Raw genomic sequence first — 18,485 nt, 5'->3', positions numbered from 1 at the left:
ATGGATAAATTATTTTCTTTAGTTATTTTAGCAGGTGGACTGGCTACTCGTTTGGGATCACTGTCTAAAACTATACCAAAATCTTTGATATTAATCGATGGAGAGCCATTTATTGCTCATCAATTACGCTTACTAAAAAGTCAAGGTTTCGAAAAAGTGATTTTATGCATCGGTTATTTAGGTGATTTAATCCGGGCATATGTGAAGGATGGCAAACAATTTGGCTTGTCAGTCGCTTATTCGGACGATGGAAAAAAATTATTAGGTACAGCCGGTGCTTTATATAAAGCAACATCCTTATTAGAAGAAAATTTTTTCGTTTTATTTGGCGATAGTTATTTACCAATTGATTATAGAAAAATTCAGAACTTTTTCGAAAGGCAAGCTAAACCGGCTTTAATGACTGTTTTTAAAAATAATGATAGAGGAGACAATAGTAATATCGAATTTAATAATAATCGTATTATAAAATATGATAAAAAAAATAAAACGATTAGTATGAATTATATCGATTTTGGGTTGTCTTTGTTTAAAAAAAATATTTTCTCTAATAATGTTACATTTAGTGATTTAAGCGATCTTTATCAGATACTATTAGCAGAGAATCGATTAGTAAGTTATGAAGTTTTTCAGAATTTTTATGAGATAGGTTCAATTAACGGCTTAAATGAATTTAAAAAATTTGTTATACGAAGGAAGACAGTTGCATGATCGATAGGGAAAAATGGCCTAAAACTTTTTCAGAGTTAACTGAAGAACAAAAGTGGATACGTGATGATTTTGTAAAATATTTATATACCATTTTTCCTAATAAATTTTCATTTTTGGAGCGGTTCAATAATAATTATATAATTAAAAACCGGCCTCTTACTTTTACTAAAACTTTAGAAATTGGTGCTGGATTAGGCGAGCATATTTTTCATGAAAAACTTTCTGATTTACAGCGGAAAAATTATGTTGCTCTTGAATTAAGAGAGAATATGGCTGAAGGCATACGCAATAACCACTCGGATATTCAAGTATGGGTGGGTGATTGTCAAGAAAAGATTTCTGCACAAGATCATGAATTTGATCGAGTTATTGCGTCGCATGTATTAGAACATCTTCCAAATTTGCCTAAAGCCATCAAAGAAATTTATCGCGTATGCCATAAACAGAATGGAGTTTTTTCTATTGTCATTCCTTGTGAGGGAGGATTTGGTTACTCAATTGGAAGAAGGATCTCTATCCAAAGAATTTTTGAAAAAAGATATCAACAACCTTATAAATGGTTTATAGAGCGAGAACATGTCAATGTTCCTCAAGAAATTTTAGATGAGATTACCCCTTATTTCAAATTAGAATCACGTGAATTTTTTCCGTTGAAATTATTACCTTATACTTGGTGTAATATTTCTATAGGGATGAATTTTCGGCCTAAACAGCATTTCGAACTTGAAAGTTAATTTTTTATTTAATTATTACATGGATTTTATATGTTCGCAGAAAAATTTCTAACCGAAACTAAGCTTATAATTGATAAGTTAAATTTAAAACATATTGAACGAATAGTAGAATTATTACTAGAGCTAAGGCAAATAAAAGGCCGCCTATTTTTTTTGGGTGTAGGTGGTAGCGCGGCGAATGCTTCGCATGCAGTGAATGATTTTAGAAAAATTGTAGGAATTGAAGCTTACGCTCCAACCGATAATATCGCTGAATTAACCGCGCGCGCTAATGATGAAGGTTGGAATACTGTTTTTTCAAGCTGGTTGGCGACTAGTCATTTGTCTGCCCAAGATATGTTGTTTGTCTTGTCTGTGGGAGGAGGAGATTTAGAAAAAAATATTAGCCCTAATCTTGTCACTGCTTTAGATTATGGGAAGCAGCAGGGCTCTAAAATAGTCGGTATTTTAGGTAGAGATGGAGGCTACACTGCAAAACTTGCAGATGCCTATGTATTAATTCCTACCGTCAATGAGTATCATATTACGCCCCATGCAGAAGCTTTTCAGGCAGTAATATGGCATTTAATGGTTGCACACCCTAAATTAAAAGCGACGACCACAAAATGGGAATCGGTGACCGCCTAAGTTTGTCATTCTGAGCATTAAATATATTGCCGTCTTTGCGAGCACTTAACACGCGGCAACACAAACTAAAATTCAAGTGCGAATAGTATACTGTAAACCGGATGGCCAGGCTCATTCCATTCGCTCGCCATGACGATATTCTTTTTTTTCTTCAGTTAAGGAGTAGATTGGATGAAACTCAAAGATTTAGCTGTAAAATTGTTTGCTGACGGAGCAGAGATAGGCACGATGTTGGATTTATATAAAAATCCATTGATTAAGGGATTCACGACTAATCCTAGCTTAATGAAAAAATCAGGTATTACTGATTACCGAAGATTTGCTTTAGAAATTTTACAAGCTATTCCGGATCGACCGATATCATTTGAAGTTTTTTCTGACGAGCTGATTGAAATGAAACGCCAAGCATTGGCTATCAAGGACTGGGCAGAAAACGTTTATGTTAAAATCCCCATTACGGATAGTTATGGTAAATTTACTTTCACCTTGATTGAAGACCTGGCTCAGCAGGGTGTGAAACAAAATGTAACCGCATTGACTACATTTGAACAAGTAGTACAGGTAAGCCGGTCATTGGGAAGCAATACACCGGCGTGTATTTCGGTATTTGCCGGTCGGATAGCGGATACCGGTATTGATCCAGTGCCATTAATGGCTAAATGTGTGGAGTTTTTAAAAGATAAGCCTAATCAAGAGCTTATTTGGGCGAGCCCTAGAGAAGTGCTGAATATTATTCAGGCCGATAATATACATTGTCATATTATAACCTTGACTAATGATATTTTAAAAAAATTGGATTGGATCGGTAGAGATTTAAACGAAGTGTCTTTGGCAACGGTGAAAATGTTTAGAAATGATGCCCTAGAGGCTGAGTTTGTATTATAAAAAAATGAGATAAAAAATGTTTGATTTATTATCTGCAGGACTCGTTTTCTGCATTACGGTGTTCTGTATTCTTTTACTGCGCCCCTTAGCTTTGCGTCTTGGTTTAATGGATACACCGGACATCCGCAAACAACATCAAGGGAATATCCCTTTGATTGGTGGTTTAGCGATGCTAATGGGTTTACTCGTCGGCTTATTAACGCTACCGATTTCATTGCAGCAATATCGTAGTTTTATTGCCGGATCGGCTTTATTGGTGTTTGTCGGTTTATTAGACGATTTTCAAGAGTTATCAGCGAAAAGTCGTTTTTTTGCGCAAATTGTGGCAGTTTTATTAATGATTTTTTGGGGAAAAAATTATATTGCCCATCTAGGTAATTTGATTTTTTTAAAAAATATTCATTTGGGGCATTACACCAGTTTAATAGTGACATTGATTGCCGGGCTAGGAATTATTAATGCGATTAATATGATAGATGGTGTAGATGGTTTGGCGGGAACTTTAGTTTTAGTCGAATTAATCTTATTGATCGGTTGCGCGATAATTACACAACATTTTTCAGCCACTATGTTACTACTATTATTGGCAGCCAGTGTTATAGGTTTTCTTTGCTTTAACTTTCCTTTTCCAGGTCGCACACATGCGCAAATATTTATGGGTGATGCGGGGAGTATGTTATTAGGATTCGGTTTAGTGTGGTTTTTAATTGAACTATCGCAAAACACCATTCAGCCAATAACACCAGTGACAATGTTATGGATCATGTCGATCCCTTTGTTTGATGCAACTGCGGTGATGCTTTATCGCTTAATAAAAGGCCAATCCGTTATTTTTTCTGATAGACAGCATGGTCATCATTTATTATTAGCGTTAAATTTTTCTCCTTTACAAATTAATTTACTTTTCGGTTGTACAAATTTTGTATTAGGTTTAGTCGGTTTATGCGCGTTTTATTATCAATTTGATGAAAGCACGATGTTTATAGTTTTTTTAATGCTGTTTATTATTTATTTTTTCACTGTCAATTATTGTCGCAAAATGTTAATGAAAAATTCAAAATAGTTTATTTTTTGTGCGCTTATAGACTGAAGTTTAAAAAATACTTGCATTCTTTTACAATTATGTATAAAAACTAAGTGTCACTAGATATTCTATAGTGTAATGCTATAAACAGTGGATTAGTGACAGAAAAATTTTTCTTATCCATTTTTATTACAGGGGATAGATGATCATGATCATGAAAAAGTCAGGTTTAGTTATTGCTGCCGCTGCAGCTGCTATATTCTTGTCTGGTTGTGCAACCGGTGCGCGAAACATACCAGAAAATACACCAATCTGTGAAACACCTTGTGCGGCACCTTGCGCAGCTCCATGTAATACATGTAAATGTATGAGCCGATGCAAGCAAGTATGTCCTCCAAAACATCGTAGACATCACCGCCGCCATCGTTGCAGAACCGCTGAAAATGCAACCAGTCAAATGAACGGATAATAATTAATTTATCGATGTTGTAATGGCTGTTCATTAGCCATTCGACTGTGTACAATAAAGCCGCGTAACAATACGCGGCTTTTTTTTATTAAAAGATTTTTTTATAGGTTAATACCTTAATGGATGCTTTTTTAGGTTTTGGTCTTGGTTTACGTACCCAGCATTATGCTTATATTTTAGAACATCGACCTGCAGTAGATTGGTTTGAAGCGATTACTGAAGACTATTTAGTGCCTGGCGGAAAACCATTGCATTATCTTAACCGGATCCGCGAACACTATCCCTTAGTGATGCACGGTGTTTCTTTGTCAATAGGAAGTTGTGACCCGCTTAATACCGAATACTTAACAAAAGTAAAAGTATTGGCGGATAAAATACAGCCGGTTTGGATCTCTGATCATTTGTGTTGGACGGGAATAGCCGGATTAAATATGCATGATTTATTGCCACTCCCTTACACCGAAGAAGCATTGAAACATGTCGTTGATCGCGTTAAACAAGTACAAGATTTTTTAGGTCGACAGATCTTATTAGAAAATGTTTCAAGTTACATAGAATATAGCGATTCTAAAGTAACAGAATGGGAATTTTTAACGGCTATCGCCGAACAAGCCGATTGTTTTATTTTACTCGATATTAATAATATCTATGTCAGCGCTGTAAATCATCATTTTGATCCATTAGACTATTTAAATGCGATGCCTATCCATCGAGTACGGCAGTTTCATTTAGCCGGACATAAAAATTGTGGCGATTATATTATTGATACACATGACGCGCCGATTATCGATGGCGTTTGGTCTCTGTATGAGCAAGCAGTAAAGAGATTTGGACGAGTGGCTACCATGATAGAACGTGACGATGATATACCCGAGTTTCCAGTTTTATTTGCCGAGTTACAACAGGCCAAAAAGATAGCAGAAAATAATTGGAAAGAAAATGTCTGCATTAGCTAATTTGCAACACGACTTGCAAACCCATTTAATCGAAGAAGATGAGCGCATCTTAAATCGCTTAGTATTGCCAGTAAAAGGCACGATATACGAACGTTTGGCAGTCTATGGCAACGCATATGCTTGGCGCTTGATAGATGCTTTAGAACAAGAATACGGCTTGCTGGCCAAGCTATTAGGTGATGAAGCCTTTACCGAACTGGCAGAAGTCTTTATCGATCGTTATCCTTCACAGTTTTATTCGATAGCAAAATTTAGCGAGCCCTTGGCGCAATTTTTAAGCGAAGACGCAGTTTATTCTGAACAACCACATTTAAGTGAATTAGCCCAATTGATTAAAGCCTTAATCACGAGTTTAGAAGCAGCCGATGCGCCTTATTTGAGTTTTGCAGCATTATCCAATGTCGCTGAACAAAATTGGCCGTCCCTATGCTTTAAATTTCACCCATCAGTACAATATTTTAACTTTAATTACAATAGTTATGCGATATGGCAAGCCTTAGTCCAAGAAAAACCCGTGCCAGAAGTCTTAATGACTAAGAGTCATTGCGTAGTTTGGCGTAAAGGATTACAGTCATACGCAATTGCTTTAACCGAGGCAGAAGCATTAGTCTTAAATCTACTCCAGGGTTCATGCTTTGCAGATGTCTGCGAAGCAGTTTATGATAAAGGCTTTATGAGTGAATCCCAGGCAGCTAACTTTGTGGGCAATTTACTAGCGCATTGGCTCAATAATCATTTATTTTCGGAGGTTCAACTCTCTTAAATGGCGACACGATATATATTCATTACCGGTGGCGTAGTTTCTTCCTTAGGAAAAGGTATTGCTGCAGCTTCCTTAGGAGCCATTTTAGAGTCTAGGGGACTAAAAGTTAGCTTACTAAAGTTGGATCCCTATTTGAATCTTGATCCAGGCACGATGAGTCCTTATCAGCATGGTGAAGTGTTTGTCACCGAAGATGGAGCAGAAACCGATTTAGATTTAGGTCATTATGAACGTTTTGTGCGCGCTAAAATGACCAAAGACAACAATTTTACCGCGGGACAGATTTATGCTCGCGTATTACGTAAAGAGCGCCGTGGTGATTACTTAGGTGGCACCGTACAAGTTATTCCACACGTCACCGATGAAATCAAACAAGCTATTTTAAAAGGGGCGCATGGAGCGGATATTGCTTTAGTTGAAATTGGCGGAACGGTCGGTGATATTGAATCTTTACCGTTCTTAGAAGCGATTCGACAATTACGTATCGAACTCGGCAGCCAATTTACTTTATTCATTCATTTAACCTTAGTACCTTATATCAGCACTGCAGGCGAGATAAAAACCAAACCGACTCAACATTCAACCAAAGAATTGCGTTCAATAGGTATTCAGGCGGACATGCTTATTTGCCGTTCCAAAGAAGAGATTCCTGAACATGCACGCGAAAAAATTGCTTTATTTACTAATGTCGAACTCTCAGGAGTCATTTCCTTACCGGATGTGAATAATATTTATCGGATACCTTTATTGCTGCACCAGCAAAGTGTGGATGAAAGGGTATTGCAACGTTTTGGTTTGAAAGATTATCCGCCAGCCGATTTAAAAGCGTGGGCAGAAGTGGTTGCTGCTAAAGAAAATCCTACCGCCGAAGTCAAAATTGGTATGGTTGGAAAATATATGGGTCTAGCTGATTCCTATAAATCGTTGAGCGAAGCTTTAATACATGCAGGGATTAAAACGCATACGCATGTAAATGTGGTGTATATCGACGCTGAAGCCTTAGAACAACAGGGCGTTAAATTACTCGAGCCTTTAGATGCTATTTTGGTTCCGGGTGGTTTTGGAAAACGAGGAATAGCCGGCAAGATTCTAGCCGCACAATATGCGCGTGAAAATAAAATTCCTTACCTAGGAATTTGTTTAGGTATGCAGACAGCATTAATTGAGTTTGCTCGTCATGTGGCCGGATTAACCAATGCGCATAGTACCGAATTTGATGTCGATACACCTTATCCAGTCGTCGCTTTGGTAACAGAATGGACAACCGCTGATGGCCAACTTGAAAAGCGCGATAAAGATTCAGATCTCGGTGGAACGATGCGTTTAGGTGGCCAAATTTGCTGTCTAAAGCAAGGAACCAAAGCCAGAGAGTTATACGGTCGTGATAGTATTCTTGAGCGCCACCGACATCGTTATGAAGTTAATGCTCAATTACTGCCTGCTTTAGAAAAAGCTGGATTAATGGTTTCTGGCCGTTCCGAAGATGGAACGTTGGTGGAGATGATCGAATTAGAAAACCATCCTTGGTTTATAGGTTGTCAATTTCATCCGGAGTTTACATCGAATCCGCGCGATGGCCATCCTTTATTTGTCGGCTTTGTCGAGGCAGCAAAATTGCAGCATAAGCATCTAATAGAAAGCCCAACCACCCACTAGTTTTTTATAATTTAGATAGTAATTCTCGGTATAGTACAAAAAAATGTCATGCATGAACTTAAGCTTTTAAAAAAACAGCTAATTTTTTTATTTTAGTCTGCAGTAAAGCATTTTTCGTCATTGCGAGCACCGTAGGTGCGTGGCAATCCATGGATGACCACGGACTGACTGATCGGTCTCGCCATGACGGGCTTTATTGTGCATAGAGCTTAATTAACTAACAACTGTGGGTTTAATACAAGACACTACACATCTAATTCCAAACGGATAGGCTATCCATTTTCCAAGTTTTAATTCTATATTCATAAGTATAGACAACAACTTATTTTTGCTAGTTTGACGAATTTTCTTTTCCATTAATTGGCGCTGTTCGCTATCTGGTTTTGATAGTAGGCGTTTATTCCATAGTTTAGCTAAGAAAAAAGCAGGATAAATCAAAGTGCCTAGATGTGAACGACTAATGACTTTAAATCCTTGTTTAGTAATTAATTGGCATAGTTTAGAAAGTTTATATCGGCGAAAATGCATGCAGATTTTGTCATGCGCATCATACAAATGCGGACCTGCGGGCACTTCCAGAATAAGAACGCCGTTAGGCTTCAAAATACGGTAAATTTGTTTTAAGGTAGTGACATCATCTTCTATGTGCTCTAAAACATTTAATATGATAATAGCGTCTATGCAATTATCAGGCAAAGGACATTGTAAGATGTCAAAGCGCAGCAATGGAAGGGCGAGTCGTTTAGATAATTCTAAAAGTGGCTTATAAACTACATCAGAGCCAATGATTGTTGCATAAGGGAATAATTGACTTAGCTGTTGTAACATATAGCCGGATGAACAACCAATTTCTAAGATAGCAGGTTTAGTTAATGGCGCCAAGTATGTTTTTAACTGATGAATAGTATAATCCCTCGATAGCTTATTTAGGAAATGATTTTCAAAGGCATCCTCATGAAAGGAGTTAAGCTCGTCATTCCACCCAGCATAATTGGTGTTGTAATGCAATATTTTAGTCCGTTCATCGCCAAGCTGAAAATCGTGACCTGTCCATATTGGATATGGACCATTTTGCACCAGTGGGGGCAATTGAAAAGCTAGCTCCATTGTATATTCCCTTAAAGATGCATAAATTACCAACGCTTAGCATTTTACATGAAAAAATTTCTTTTTCCTAAAATAAAACCTTTAAATGAAAGCTGTTTTTAAGAACTAGACTGTATAGGTTGACGAGCTATGTTGAGCTGAGTATATTCATGGCTTGAAAAATTTTACGTATCTAAAAAACATAAGCAGAACTATGTTTAATTCGCCATTTTATGAAAAATATCATCGTGCTCGGGATGATATTGCAGACGGTTTGAAATCCTGGCGAATTTGGCTGTTACTTGCTTGGCATGAGGTAAAACTTCGTTATCGCCGCTCTACGCTGGGTCCATTTTGGATCACCATCAGCATGGCGATTACTATCTATACCATGGGCGTGCTCTATGGACATTTATTCAAGATGGATTTAGATGTCTATTATCCTTTTCTTGCCACGGGGATTCTGGGTTGGAATTTAATTTCGTTGATTGTTAATGACGCAACTATGACGTTTGTCAATGCTGATCAATTTATAAAGCAAATGAAACAACCGTATTCATTTTTTATGTTTCAATCAGTGACGCGAAATTTTATTATCTTTTTTCATAATATCTTAGTATTAGTTCCACTGATATTTTTTTTTCATCTCAAAATTAATGCTAATACGCTGTTTATATTTGTTAGTTTATTGATACTTTGGATCAATGCGATTTCTTACAGCACAATACTTGCTCTATTGGGTACACGATTCCGAGATATACCAATATTAGTAGCGAGTTTGATACAAGTGGTTTTTTTCATGACTCCCATCATGTGGTCACCAAGTATTTTACCGGAACGTTATCATTATATTATTGATTTAAATCCTTTTGCACAATTCATGGAATTGTTTAGAAATCCTTTATTAGGTACATTACCTTCAAACTATACGTTAATTACAACCTTAGGTTTAACAATCTTAGGTACTTTTTGTGCATTTATAATATTCAGCCGTTACCGCGCTAGAATTGCATATTGGTTATAATGAGCATTTTGAAATGGCATTAATACAACTTAATTCGTTATCTATAGATTTTCCTATCTATCATTTAAATGCTCGTTCTATTAGAAAACGTTTTCTACGTCTGACTGGCGGTGCTCTACGTAAAGAAACAACTCATACAGTAATTGTTAAGGCGTTAGATAATATTACATTTACTTTAGAACATGGTGATCGAGTAGGACTTATTGGCCATAATGGCGCAGGAAAAAGTACTTTATTACGCGTGCTTGCTAAAATATACGAACCGAATCAGGGCAACATCAACATTGAGGGGAGGGTATCTCCTCTTTTGAATGTCATGTTAGGAATTAATCCAGAATCAACAGGTTATGAAAATATTTTAGTGCGTGGACTTTTGTTGGGCCTTAGTCAGGAAGAAATTCAAGCCAAGATGCAGGAAATTGCGGATTTTACTGAATTAGGTGAATATTTGTCTGTGCCTATCCGTACTTATTCTGCAGGGATGCAATTACGCCTAGCTTTCGCTGTCGCTACATGTATTAAACCCGAAGTTTTGTTAATGGATGAAATGATCGAGGCTGGAGATGCAACCTTCAAGAAGAAAGCCGAAGGTCGCTTGGCAGAGTTTATAGAGCAATCCAGTATTATGGTGCTGGCTTCACATTCGAATGAAACTATCCAAAGGCTTTGTAATAAAGTTGTGCTCTTGGAAAAAGGAAAACTCAAATATTTTGGCCCTATAGAAGAAGGATTTGCAAGATATAGCGCCTTAAATAATTAACTCGAAAAATACAAAAAATTTCTATTGGGTTTTCAGATTACATGGAGGTTTAGTATGAGTAGTAAAAGTAAACTATTTTATTTTATAGAAATTTTCTGGTTATTATTATTACTGACTTTTGCAAGCATGGTTTATCTGAACCAGGAATTTGTTAATTTCTTCTTTAATGCAGATATTCTTGGATTTTTTAATTTTTTCCAGGATATGTTTTTAAATCATGTTCATTATGGGGACTGGAGTTTGTCACCAGCGCCTCATTTCTTTCCCGATATGTTAATTTTTTTTCCATTTCTTTTTTTAACCAAAAATATTTATTATCAATTTCTAATTACCCTTTGGTTAATGGTAATATTTACATATTTTGCAGTTAAATTTATTTACAGCCAATTCTTTACTAAGGAAAAATCTGTAATTTTTGCATTAGCTGCAACAAGCAGTTTTTTTTTGTTAGCTCTGAAGGGGCTTTCTCCCTATATACTTGCACTTGTTCCAGCTGTTCACGTGGGTGAATTTATAATTGGAATTTTATTTATTGGTATACAGGTAAAAATACTTAACCAGGAAGAAATTAGTTTTAATACTTATGCTTTATTGGGGATTTCAGTTGTCCTAAGTTTTTCAAGTAGTTTATCAGATTTATTATTTATTCCACAATTCGCGTGTTCCTCTTGTCTAGCTTATACTTTTCTTTTTTTAAAAAATAAATTAAAATTTAAGCAATGGATTGTTTTTTCCAATCTAGCTATTTTACCTGCAATTTTTGGAGGTTTTATATCAAAATATTTGGTACCCCACGCGATCCTATTTAAATATTTAAACCATCCATCTATAAGAAAAATAACGCTGAATACAATAATTTATCAGTTACACGCAGTAATTAATATTTTTAAAAATATTAATTACGTAATGAGTTTATTTTTTATTATTTTTTATATAAACATATTTGTTATTTTATATGCAATGACATTTAAAAAAGTTAAAGAAAAATACTTTTTTAACTTCAAAAAAAGTCACATTTTTATAATAAGTTTTATATTTTTTAGCATTTTTTCCTCTGTTATATCCATTTTCCCCTTGTGTGGGGTAAATTACGTATTAGATAGATATATTATGCCATTCTATTTTTTTTCTTTCTTATTATTTTTTATTCCTATTAGCAGTATAAATAATTATAATTTAATTTCAAAAATATCAACTACCATTGTGTTGGGTATTTTTTTTTGGTTTTTTGTAAGTGTATTTATTGTTTATAATAAACAAGGATTTAAACTTAAAGGAAATTATTATCCAGAAGATATACGTTGTATTGATAATGCTTTACGTGGTCAGGGACGTAATGGAGTTGCTCAATATTGGACAGCTAGGCCTCTTTCTATGTTGAGTAAAGAAAGTCTAAATGTTAATCAAGTGTTGCCTAACTTATCTCCATTTTTACAATCAGCAAATATTAAAAATAAGAATTTCTATAGTTTTGCAATTATAGATACTTTTTCAACCTGGGTATTAGATCAGAGCCTTATCGAAAGTATTAATGGAAAACCAAAAAAAATAATAATGTGTGGAGATAAAAAATTACTTATTTATCCTGAGAATGGTTTAAAAATTAAAAAACTTATTTAATTAAAATAAATGTTTTAACACTATTTATTTATTTTGAAAATAAATTAAGAATATCTAAAATATAACTTTTATTAAATCCAGCGACAATATTAGAAAACTTAAATTTTGTTATGTGCTCATGAGCTATATAATGGAAGTTTTTATAATCTGAAAAATCTAAATAGGATGTTTCATCAATTGCAAAAATATAAGGGAAAATTTGCATAAGTTTTTCATGAAATTCTGGCAAAGTAATTCTATGAAAAACATTAAGACACCAATGGTTCATCTCTAGATAAACAATGGGTTTAAACTCTTTAAGAATTTTCTGGGCACCTTCTAAGGCAAACAGCTCATAACCTTCTAAATCAAGTTTGATAAAATCGATTGAATCAATTAAAAATTCTGGAAAGGCCCGATCAAGAGTTTTCATTGGAATGATTATAGAGAAATGATTTTCATGGATCTTATAACGTTCTGCTACGAACGAACCAGCTAAAAAATCATTGCAACCTTGCATTACTACATTATCTTCTTTATTACCTACTCCAAAGTTGTGTAAGCTAATATTATTTAATCCAGATTTTTTTATATTCTCAGTTAAATATTTATAAGAAGCTATGATAGGTTCAATAGCTACTACTTTTCCTTGCTGACATATATTTGCTAAAGCAATGGAGGTTAAACCTATATTGGCACCAATATCTAATGCATATGAATTTTCACAACAAAAATGCTTAAAGATATTTACAGTATTGGGTTCAAAATGTTCCCCGCGACTTTCTAAGTATTTTGCATCACCAGTAATTAAATAACTGTTATCATTAATATAAATTTCTTTCTGCATTAGACTTCCTGAGATAACAATATCGAAAATTCATTCTGTTGATTATATGTCTTTTTATTAGTTATTATTATCTCTAGCAGCTGCTGTGTACTTTCTTTCCAACTTAAATATTTCATATCTTTTATTTTTGGCTCCATGTTCTGTGACCGTAATGTCAGCCATTTTTCGATTGAGTGTGCTAATTTTAAAGGGTCTGATCCTTTAAAATAAAATACGTGATTTCCTGCGATTTCTCTGAAAATTGGGATGTCTCTGGCAATGATGTTTAAACCGTGTTGAGCTGCTTCTATAAGGGGTAGGCCGAAACCTTCGTCCTCAGATGCTAAAATTAAAGCTGTTGACGCTAGATACAGGTCTTTCAATATTTCATCAGAAACATTGTTTAACCATATAAGGCGCTTGCCATATTCTGGGTGATTAAGAATGCCATTGATTAATTGTTCTACCATCCATCCTTGCTGACCAACAATGACTAGATACAGATCAAGTCCATTTAGCCATAGTTTATTAAAGGCATTTAATATTTGTGTATGGCCTTTTCTAGGTTCAATTCGACCGACCGTTAAAAAACTCAGTTTCGAAAAAATAGTTTGTAAAAGCAGATTATCTTCAAAATGACCTAAAGAGGGTAAGCTTGCTTCAACATTGGAGCCGAGGTGAAAAAAATCTACTTTCGGTTTCTTGAAAGAATTAGTACTTTGAATCCAAGCTGTATATTCGATAGCGACATGCTTAGAAATACAAATGACATTATCTGAAAGTGCTGTGATTGCTTCTAACCATAAAAGAAATGTAGGTTTTGTTTGATTGGGAAAAAATTCAGATCGTAGAATAGGTAAGAGATCATAAAGAATAAAATAAAGTTTTACTCCTTTAATGCGCCAATCCTGCAAAATAGCCTTTGATTGTGGAATGGTAGTCGGACAAAAATCTAAACCTAAAAATATATCGCCGGAGTTTATTTCTAGAATACTATCTTCCAATATATTTTTCTCTAGGCCTAAAATATCAGTAATATAACGACGTGCATAAAAATATTGGCCAGTATTTTTAAAATAAACAGGTTCTATACGAAAACTACGAGGTGGATTATGTAATAGTGAAACTAAAATTGCCCGAACAACTCTTTGGATACCGGTTTTTTCATCTGAATTAATCAGTATTGAAATATCTACTAGGATTTGATTTAATCCTAAGGGAAGACGATTAGAGGCTATAGTTGTTACGGTAGAAAGTAAATTTGTAGCTTCAAGTTCGAAGTGGTTATTTTCAGCCAAGTCATTTATTAAATGTTTTTCCATATAATTAGGATTATGATTTATAAAGTGATTAATTACTTTTTTATATTCATTGGCTACAGAACTAGGATGATGTTTTTTTAAATATTCAAGCGCATTTTGTGATAATTGATAGCGTAGAGATTGATTTTCGTATAAAGTTTTTACAGCCGTTACTAGTTCAGCATCAGTAAAATTTTCATTTAGTTTATAAACGATATCTTCCGGTAATTCACTCAAGCTACCGTGCGTATTTACAATAGTAGGAATACCGAAATATAAACAACTAAAAATACAAGCAGATGTTTCTCCTCGCGACTGCGCCCTTAGCTGAATAGCTATGTCTGCTGCGCTTAAGTAAGTTCCAAAAAGTTCCGTTGATATAAAATTAGTAATATTAATTTTCTTAGGATTATTTTTTTCTATTATTTCATTCATTTCAGTACCATAATCTCCAAGATGATTTTCACCCACAAAAGCTAAATACACATTTAAATTTTTGAAAAAATTCGAATTTATCAAACTTAGACATATACGATGGCTAAGTTTATTAGGCGTAACAAAGCCAAATGAGCAAATTAAAAAATCATTATCGGTTAATTGTAAGTTTTTCCTGGCATGAGTTCTTTGAATTGAATGTGTTTTAAGTGCGAGTTGAGAAATTTTTTGTGTGTAACATGGATTATTGAGGTTATACCACTTATTTGCTAGATCAATAGCATGTTGAGAGTGAACAATTATTCCATAGGCATTTTTTATAATATGGATATTACAGGGATAAGTCTCTAAAGCTGCTTCTCTGCCTTTTTCTTTATGGTATAGTAATGATGAATAACCATGAGACTCATAGAGTATTTTGTAGAAAGTATTTCTTTCATGAGACAGCATAGCATCTGCCCAATGTAGCACACCACTTAAAAAAAAGTCATGTAATACAACTATTCCCGGATTAGATTCGAATAGTTTAAACATGTAATAATGAAAAGGAGAATTACCAAACTGATATAAAATAATATCGAATTTATCAGAATTTTCTGTAAACCATTGAGCATCATGCATAGGAAAATTGGCTATTAACCACATATTTTCAGTTAAAACTTTGTCAACTATGATTACTATATCGAAACATCGCGCTAATTCAGGTAATAACTGCAGGCTATAATTTGCCACACCAGTTTTTTCAGGCGGAATGGGTGAAATAAAAGCCATTTTATTTTTGGTATAACATCTCCCATAAAACTTTGTTTGTTTTCCTTTTTTTAATTCCTCAAAAGCAATTAATGCTTTTTTAGCGCAAGCATCCCAGGTAAATTTTTGGGCTTGTTCTTTGCCATTTACTTTTAAAAATTGTCTAAATGGTTCATTAGTTAAAGCAATAATCATTTTTTCTTTAATACTATTCGTTTGCGTTGGATCGAATAATGCATCCTTGCAATTAATAAGTTCAGATAGACTTGGCACATTCGAAGCAATTGCAGCGGCTCCACAAGCTAGAGCTTCTAATAAAGGCAAGCCAAAACCTTCATGTAATGAAGGCAGTATAAATAATTTACATAAGTTATATAAATTAATTAAAAGATTATCAGATATATAATCGGTTATGATAAGCTCATCATCTGTAAGGTTGTATCTATTTTTTAATAATTCAACATACTGTTTTGTAGATTCTATTACTCTACCGACTATGACTAATTGGTGTAACTTTCTCAATTTATGAGGTAATATAGAAAAAGCTTCAATAAGTTTTTCAATATTTTTACGGTGATCGAATCCTCCAACATAAAGTATAAACTGGCGATTAATAGGATACAGTTTCATTAATTCGAATCGATCTTTATCACTAACTTTATACTGACAAAATTCATTACTAATACCCGCAGAACAATTGATAATTTTATCAGAAGAAATTGATAACATATCAATAGCGTCTTGTCGTGCTGATGGTGAAATGGAAAATAAAAGATCAGCGCGTTTTAAGTTTTGTAGTTTTTTATAATAAAATTTTGAAATATTAATATCTTTTAAATACTCTTTTTCCCGTATAAGAGGAATTAGATCATATAGCGTGACAGTAGTTAATGATCGGTTGCCTAATTCACCTATAGAAGTAACGGCCCCATCTACCCAGCCTTCAAATAAACTCGATATGTGAATAATATCAGGTGATAAAGTATTTAAAAAATGTTCACGCAACTTTTTTGAAATCTTTATGTTAGAAGAATTATTTAAATACTCTGCTGTAGGTTGGTTAGTGTAAAATATTTTTATATGTTCGTGATCGATTAAATCTTTAAAATTATTTCGCAATTCTTGTATAGAATCAGGAAAGCAACTATTTAAAGCAAGCCAAATTTCATGTCGGCCGGCATTCTTTGCTAGAGCTTTTGTAAATGACAAACTATAGCGACCAATTCCATGTAGACGACTGACGCTTTGTGCTGCCTGTAAATCTATAACTATTTTCATAGCCGATTATTTTTTTTTAAAAAAAATGCGTTATTAAATTTTTTAAAAATATCAATTTCATTTTTAGTTAAATTGTCTATATTTATTTTAATACATATATTTTCTTTTTCAGATATTTCAGTTTTAGTAGTAAATTTATTAAACTTCTCTTTCATTCTAAAATTTTTTTTTAATTTTTCAATCATTAGAATCTCCCAGTTTTCTTTTTTTAAAATAATAAAAAACAAAGGAATAAAAAATAAAGAAATAAAATGAAAAACAATATTATTAATTCGCCGTATTTTATTTGCTGATGGAGGTGTTATAATCCATTTTTTAATATAAACCAATAACATCCAAAAGTTGGCGTTATTAAAAATTATTTTTTTAAGTTTAAATTTAATTTTTATTGGAATTATTTTATTTGAAAAAATAAATATACGAATCAGCATTAATTTTAATAGATAGAGAAGCAATGCGTATGTTAAGCTTATATAATTTAACATTAAGTCTTTAAGTTCCAATAGACTATTCATTATTAAGTTTTTTTTATTATAAATATAACAAAAATTTTGTAAGAATAATTCCATTTAAAAATGTTTCCTATTATTTTTACAAGTCAGAATATTAGCCGTTATTTTAGTTAACTCTTTGTAGATCGGCGTCTACCATTAATTTAATTAAGTTATTTAAACTAGTTTTTGGTTTCCACTCCAACCTTTCTTTCGCTTTTCTGGGATCTCCCAACAATACATCTACTTCAGCCGGTCTAAATAATTGTGGATCAATAGCGATAAAATCTTGATAATCTAAGTCTACATGCGCAAAAGCTAACTTGCATAGTTCTCTAACAGATATACTATGGCCAGTTGCAATAACATAATCGTCTGGTTTTTCTTGTTGCAGCATCAACCACATTGCTTCTACATAATCTCCAGCATAACCCCAATCTCGTTTAGCATCTATATTGCCTAGGTATAATGTATTCAAATTGCCTTTTTTTATCTGAGCAACAGCTCGAGTAATTTTTCGGCTAACAAATTCAATTCCTCGCAGGGGAGATTCATGATTAAATAAAATTCCATTAGAGGCATGTAGGTCGAAACTTTCTCGGTAATTAATAGTCATCCAATGTCCATAAAGTTTCGCAACTCCATAAGGGCTACGCGGGTAAAAAGGGGTTTTTTCATTTTGTTGCTCAGCTTGAATTAAACCGAAAATTTCACTGCTGGAAGCTTGATAAAATTTAGCTTGAGGATTAATTAAGCGGATAGCTTCTAGTAGGTGGGTAACACCTAGGGCTGTTACTTGACATGTTAAACTAGGCTGTTGCCAAGATGTGCCAACAAAACTTTGTGCAGCCAAGTTATAAACTTCATTGGCTTCAGATTCCTCGATAGCCCTGATTAAAGAGGCGGGATCCATCATGTCGCCATTAAGCAGTTTAACAGCAGATTCAATCCCTAGTTCCCGTAAACGCCATAAGCTATCACTCGTTCGGCGTGCTACTAACCCGTAAATCTGGTAGTTTTTGGCCAACAAGAACTGTGCGAGATAGGCACCATCTTGTCCAGTTATTCCAGTTATTAATGCTTTTTTGGTCATTTTCAGTCCTTTGAAAG

General features: G+C 34.0%; 17 protein-coding genes. 11 read left to right on the top strand and 6 right to left on the bottom strand.

The annotated features are described in order from the left end of the window. The 5 genes from AAHF87_RS02680 (at position 1) to AAHF87_RS02660 (ending at position 4,020) form a co-directional block, all read left to right on the top strand. Positions 1–711, top strand: a complete 711-nt coding sequence (locus tag AAHF87_RS02680; protein ID WP_342146842.1) for a nucleotidyltransferase family protein — start codon at positions 1–3, stop codon at positions 709–711. Next, positions 708–1,445: a class I SAM-dependent methyltransferase gene (locus AAHF87_RS02675; RefSeq protein WP_342146841.1), complete on the top strand. Its 738-nt coding sequence runs from the start codon at positions 708–710 to the stop codon at positions 1,443–1,445. Before AAHF87_RS02680 ends, AAHF87_RS02675 begins: the two co-directional genes overlap by 4 nt. Before the next feature lie 30 nt (positions 1,446–1,475). Continuing rightward, entirely contained in the window at positions 1,476–2,072 is a 597-nt protein-coding gene (locus tag AAHF87_RS02670; RefSeq protein ID WP_342146840.1) for an SIS domain-containing protein, read from the top strand. 171 nt (positions 2,073–2,243) lie between these two features. Then, positions 2,244–2,957 (top strand): transaldolase, encoded by a 714-nt coding sequence (locus tag AAHF87_RS02665; RefSeq protein WP_342146839.1) that lies wholly within the window; start codon positions 2,244–2,246, stop codon positions 2,955–2,957. Between the two features lie 16 nt (positions 2,958–2,973). Beyond that, complete coding sequence (locus AAHF87_RS02660) at positions 2,974–4,020, top strand: MraY family glycosyltransferase (RefSeq protein ID WP_342146837.1); 1,047 nt, start codon at positions 2,974–2,976, stop codon at positions 4,018–4,020. Positions 4,021–4,170: 150 nt separating this feature from the next. Here AAHF87_RS02660 and AAHF87_RS02655 read toward each other — a convergent pair whose 3' ends face one another. Then, positions 4,171–4,362, bottom strand: coding sequence for a hypothetical protein (locus AAHF87_RS02655; protein WP_342146836.1), 192 nt, complete (start codon positions 4,360–4,362; stop codon positions 4,171–4,173). 207 nt (positions 4,363–4,569) lie between these two features. Here AAHF87_RS02655 and AAHF87_RS02650 point away from each other — a divergent pair, with 207 nt between their 5' ends. Genes AAHF87_RS02650 through AAHF87_RS02640 form a run of 3 tightly spaced genes read left to right on the top strand, consistent with a single transcriptional unit; the run spans position 4,570 to position 7,825 of the window. Next, positions 4,570–5,406, top strand: coding sequence for a DUF692 domain-containing protein (locus AAHF87_RS02650; protein WP_342146835.1), 837 nt, complete (start codon positions 4,570–4,572; stop codon positions 5,404–5,406). Next, on the top strand, positions 5,390–6,169 hold the full coding sequence (locus tag AAHF87_RS02645; RefSeq protein WP_342146834.1) for a DNA-binding domain-containing protein: 780 nt from the start codon (positions 5,390–5,392) through the stop codon (positions 6,167–6,169). The genes AAHF87_RS02650 and AAHF87_RS02645 overlap by 17 nt, the downstream gene beginning before the upstream one ends. Next, positions 6,170–7,825 (top strand): CTP synthase, encoded by a 1,656-nt coding sequence (locus AAHF87_RS02640; RefSeq protein ID WP_342146833.1) that lies wholly within the window; start codon positions 6,170–6,172, stop codon positions 7,823–7,825. Between the two features lie 213 nt (positions 7,826–8,038). Here the strand turns inward: AAHF87_RS02640 and AAHF87_RS02635 are convergent, their stop codons facing one another. Continuing rightward, complete coding sequence (locus AAHF87_RS02635; RefSeq protein WP_342146831.1) at positions 8,039–8,932, bottom strand: class I SAM-dependent methyltransferase; 894 nt, start codon at positions 8,930–8,932, stop codon at positions 8,039–8,041. 193 nt (positions 8,933–9,125) lie between these two features. On the opposite strand from AAHF87_RS02635, the gene AAHF87_RS02630 reads away from it, so the two are divergent. From AAHF87_RS02630 to AAHF87_RS02620, 3 genes are read left to right on the top strand one after another with little or no spacing between them, the layout of a single operon-like run. Continuing rightward, positions 9,126–9,935, top strand: coding sequence for an ABC transporter permease (locus AAHF87_RS02630; protein WP_342146830.1), 810 nt, complete (start codon positions 9,126–9,128; stop codon positions 9,933–9,935). Positions 9,936–9,948: 13 nt separating this feature from the next. Then, a complete protein-coding gene (locus AAHF87_RS02625) occupies positions 9,949–10,695 on the top strand; it encodes an ABC transporter ATP-binding protein (protein WP_342146829.1) in 747 nt (248 codons plus the stop codon). A 54-nt stretch (positions 10,696–10,749) separates the two neighbouring features. Continuing rightward, complete coding sequence (locus tag AAHF87_RS02620) at positions 10,750–12,315, top strand: hypothetical protein (RefSeq protein WP_342146828.1); 1,566 nt, start codon at positions 10,750–10,752, stop codon at positions 12,313–12,315. 28 nt (positions 12,316–12,343) lie between these two features. Here AAHF87_RS02620 and AAHF87_RS02615 read toward each other — a convergent pair whose 3' ends face one another. From AAHF87_RS02615 to gmd, 4 genes are read right to left on the bottom strand one after another with little or no spacing between them, the layout of a single operon-like run. Further along, positions 12,344–13,141, bottom strand: coding sequence for an FkbM family methyltransferase (locus AAHF87_RS02615; RefSeq protein ID WP_342146827.1), 798 nt, complete (start codon positions 13,139–13,141; stop codon positions 12,344–12,346). Then, a complete protein-coding gene (locus AAHF87_RS02610; protein WP_342146825.1) occupies positions 13,141–16,884 on the bottom strand; it encodes a glycosyltransferase in 3,744 nt (1,247 codons plus the stop codon). Before AAHF87_RS02610 ends, AAHF87_RS02615 begins: the two co-directional genes overlap by 1 nt. Next, a complete protein-coding gene (locus AAHF87_RS02605; RefSeq protein WP_342146822.1) occupies positions 16,881–17,453 on the bottom strand; it encodes a hypothetical protein in 573 nt (190 codons plus the stop codon). The genes AAHF87_RS02610 and AAHF87_RS02605 overlap by 4 nt, the downstream gene beginning before the upstream one ends. Before the next feature lie 49 nt (positions 17,454–17,502). Continuing rightward, positions 17,503–18,468, bottom strand: coding sequence for a GDP-mannose 4,6-dehydratase (gene gmd / locus AAHF87_RS02600; protein ID WP_342146821.1), 966 nt, complete (start codon positions 18,466–18,468; stop codon positions 17,503–17,505). Between the last annotated feature and the right edge of the window lie 17 nt (positions 18,469–18,485).

This window comes from Rickettsiella endosymbiont of Aleochara curtula (assembly GCF_964030935.1).
Lineage (GTDB): Bacteria > Pseudomonadota > Gammaproteobacteria > Diplorickettsiales > Diplorickettsiaceae > Aquirickettsiella.
The sequence above is the reverse complement of the archived record's forward strand: the minus strand, read 5'-3'. Positions and strand labels throughout refer to the sequence as shown.

Bases quoted from the DNA above. Each gene is read 5' to 3' on its own strand.
- AAHF87_RS02670 (WP_342146840.1), top strand. From the start codon at position 1,476: ATGTTCGCAGAAAAATTTCTAACCGAAACTAAGCTTATAATTGATAAG.
- gmd (WP_342146821.1), bottom strand. From the start codon at position 18,468: ATGACCAAAAAAGCATTAATAACTGGAATAACTGGACAAGATGGTGCC.
- AAHF87_RS02660 (WP_342146837.1), top strand. From the start codon at position 2,974: ATGTTTGATTTATTATCTGCAGGACTCGTTTTCTGCATTACGGTGTTC.
- AAHF87_RS02650 (WP_342146835.1), top strand. From the start codon at position 4,570: ATGGATGCTTTTTTAGGTTTTGGTCTTGGTTTACGTACCCAGCATTAT.
- AAHF87_RS02625 (WP_342146829.1), top strand. From the start codon at position 9,949: ATGGCATTAATACAACTTAATTCGTTATCTATAGATTTTCCTATCTAT.
- AAHF87_RS02635 (WP_342146831.1), bottom strand. From the start codon at position 8,932: ATGGAGCTAGCTTTTCAATTGCCCCCACTGGTGCAAAATGGTCCATAT.
- AAHF87_RS02620 (WP_342146828.1), top strand. From the start codon at position 10,750: ATGAGTAGTAAAAGTAAACTATTTTATTTTATAGAAATTTTCTGGTTA.
- AAHF87_RS02615 (WP_342146827.1), bottom strand. From the start codon at position 13,141: ATGCAGAAAGAAATTTATATTAATGATAACAGTTATTTAATTACTGGT.
- AAHF87_RS02675 (WP_342146841.1), top strand. From the start codon at position 708: ATGATCGATAGGGAAAAATGGCCTAAAACTTTTTCAGAGTTAACTGAA.
- AAHF87_RS02680 (WP_342146842.1), top strand. From the start codon at position 1: ATGGATAAATTATTTTCTTTAGTTATTTTAGCAGGTGGACTGGCTACT.
- AAHF87_RS02640 (WP_342146833.1), top strand. From the start codon at position 6,170: ATGGCGACACGATATATATTCATTACCGGTGGCGTAGTTTCTTCCTTA.
- AAHF87_RS02645 (WP_342146834.1), top strand. From the start codon at position 5,390: ATGTCTGCATTAGCTAATTTGCAACACGACTTGCAAACCCATTTAATC.
- AAHF87_RS02610 (WP_342146825.1), bottom strand. From the start codon at position 16,884: ATGAAAATAGTTATAGATTTACAGGCAGCACAAAGCGTCAGTCGTCTA.
- AAHF87_RS02665 (WP_342146839.1), top strand. From the start codon at position 2,244: ATGAAACTCAAAGATTTAGCTGTAAAATTGTTTGCTGACGGAGCAGAG.
- AAHF87_RS02630 (WP_342146830.1), top strand. From the start codon at position 9,126: ATGTTTAATTCGCCATTTTATGAAAAATATCATCGTGCTCGGGATGAT.
- AAHF87_RS02605 (WP_342146822.1), bottom strand. From the start codon at position 17,453: ATGGAATTATTCTTACAAAATTTTTGTTATATTTATAATAAAAAAAAC.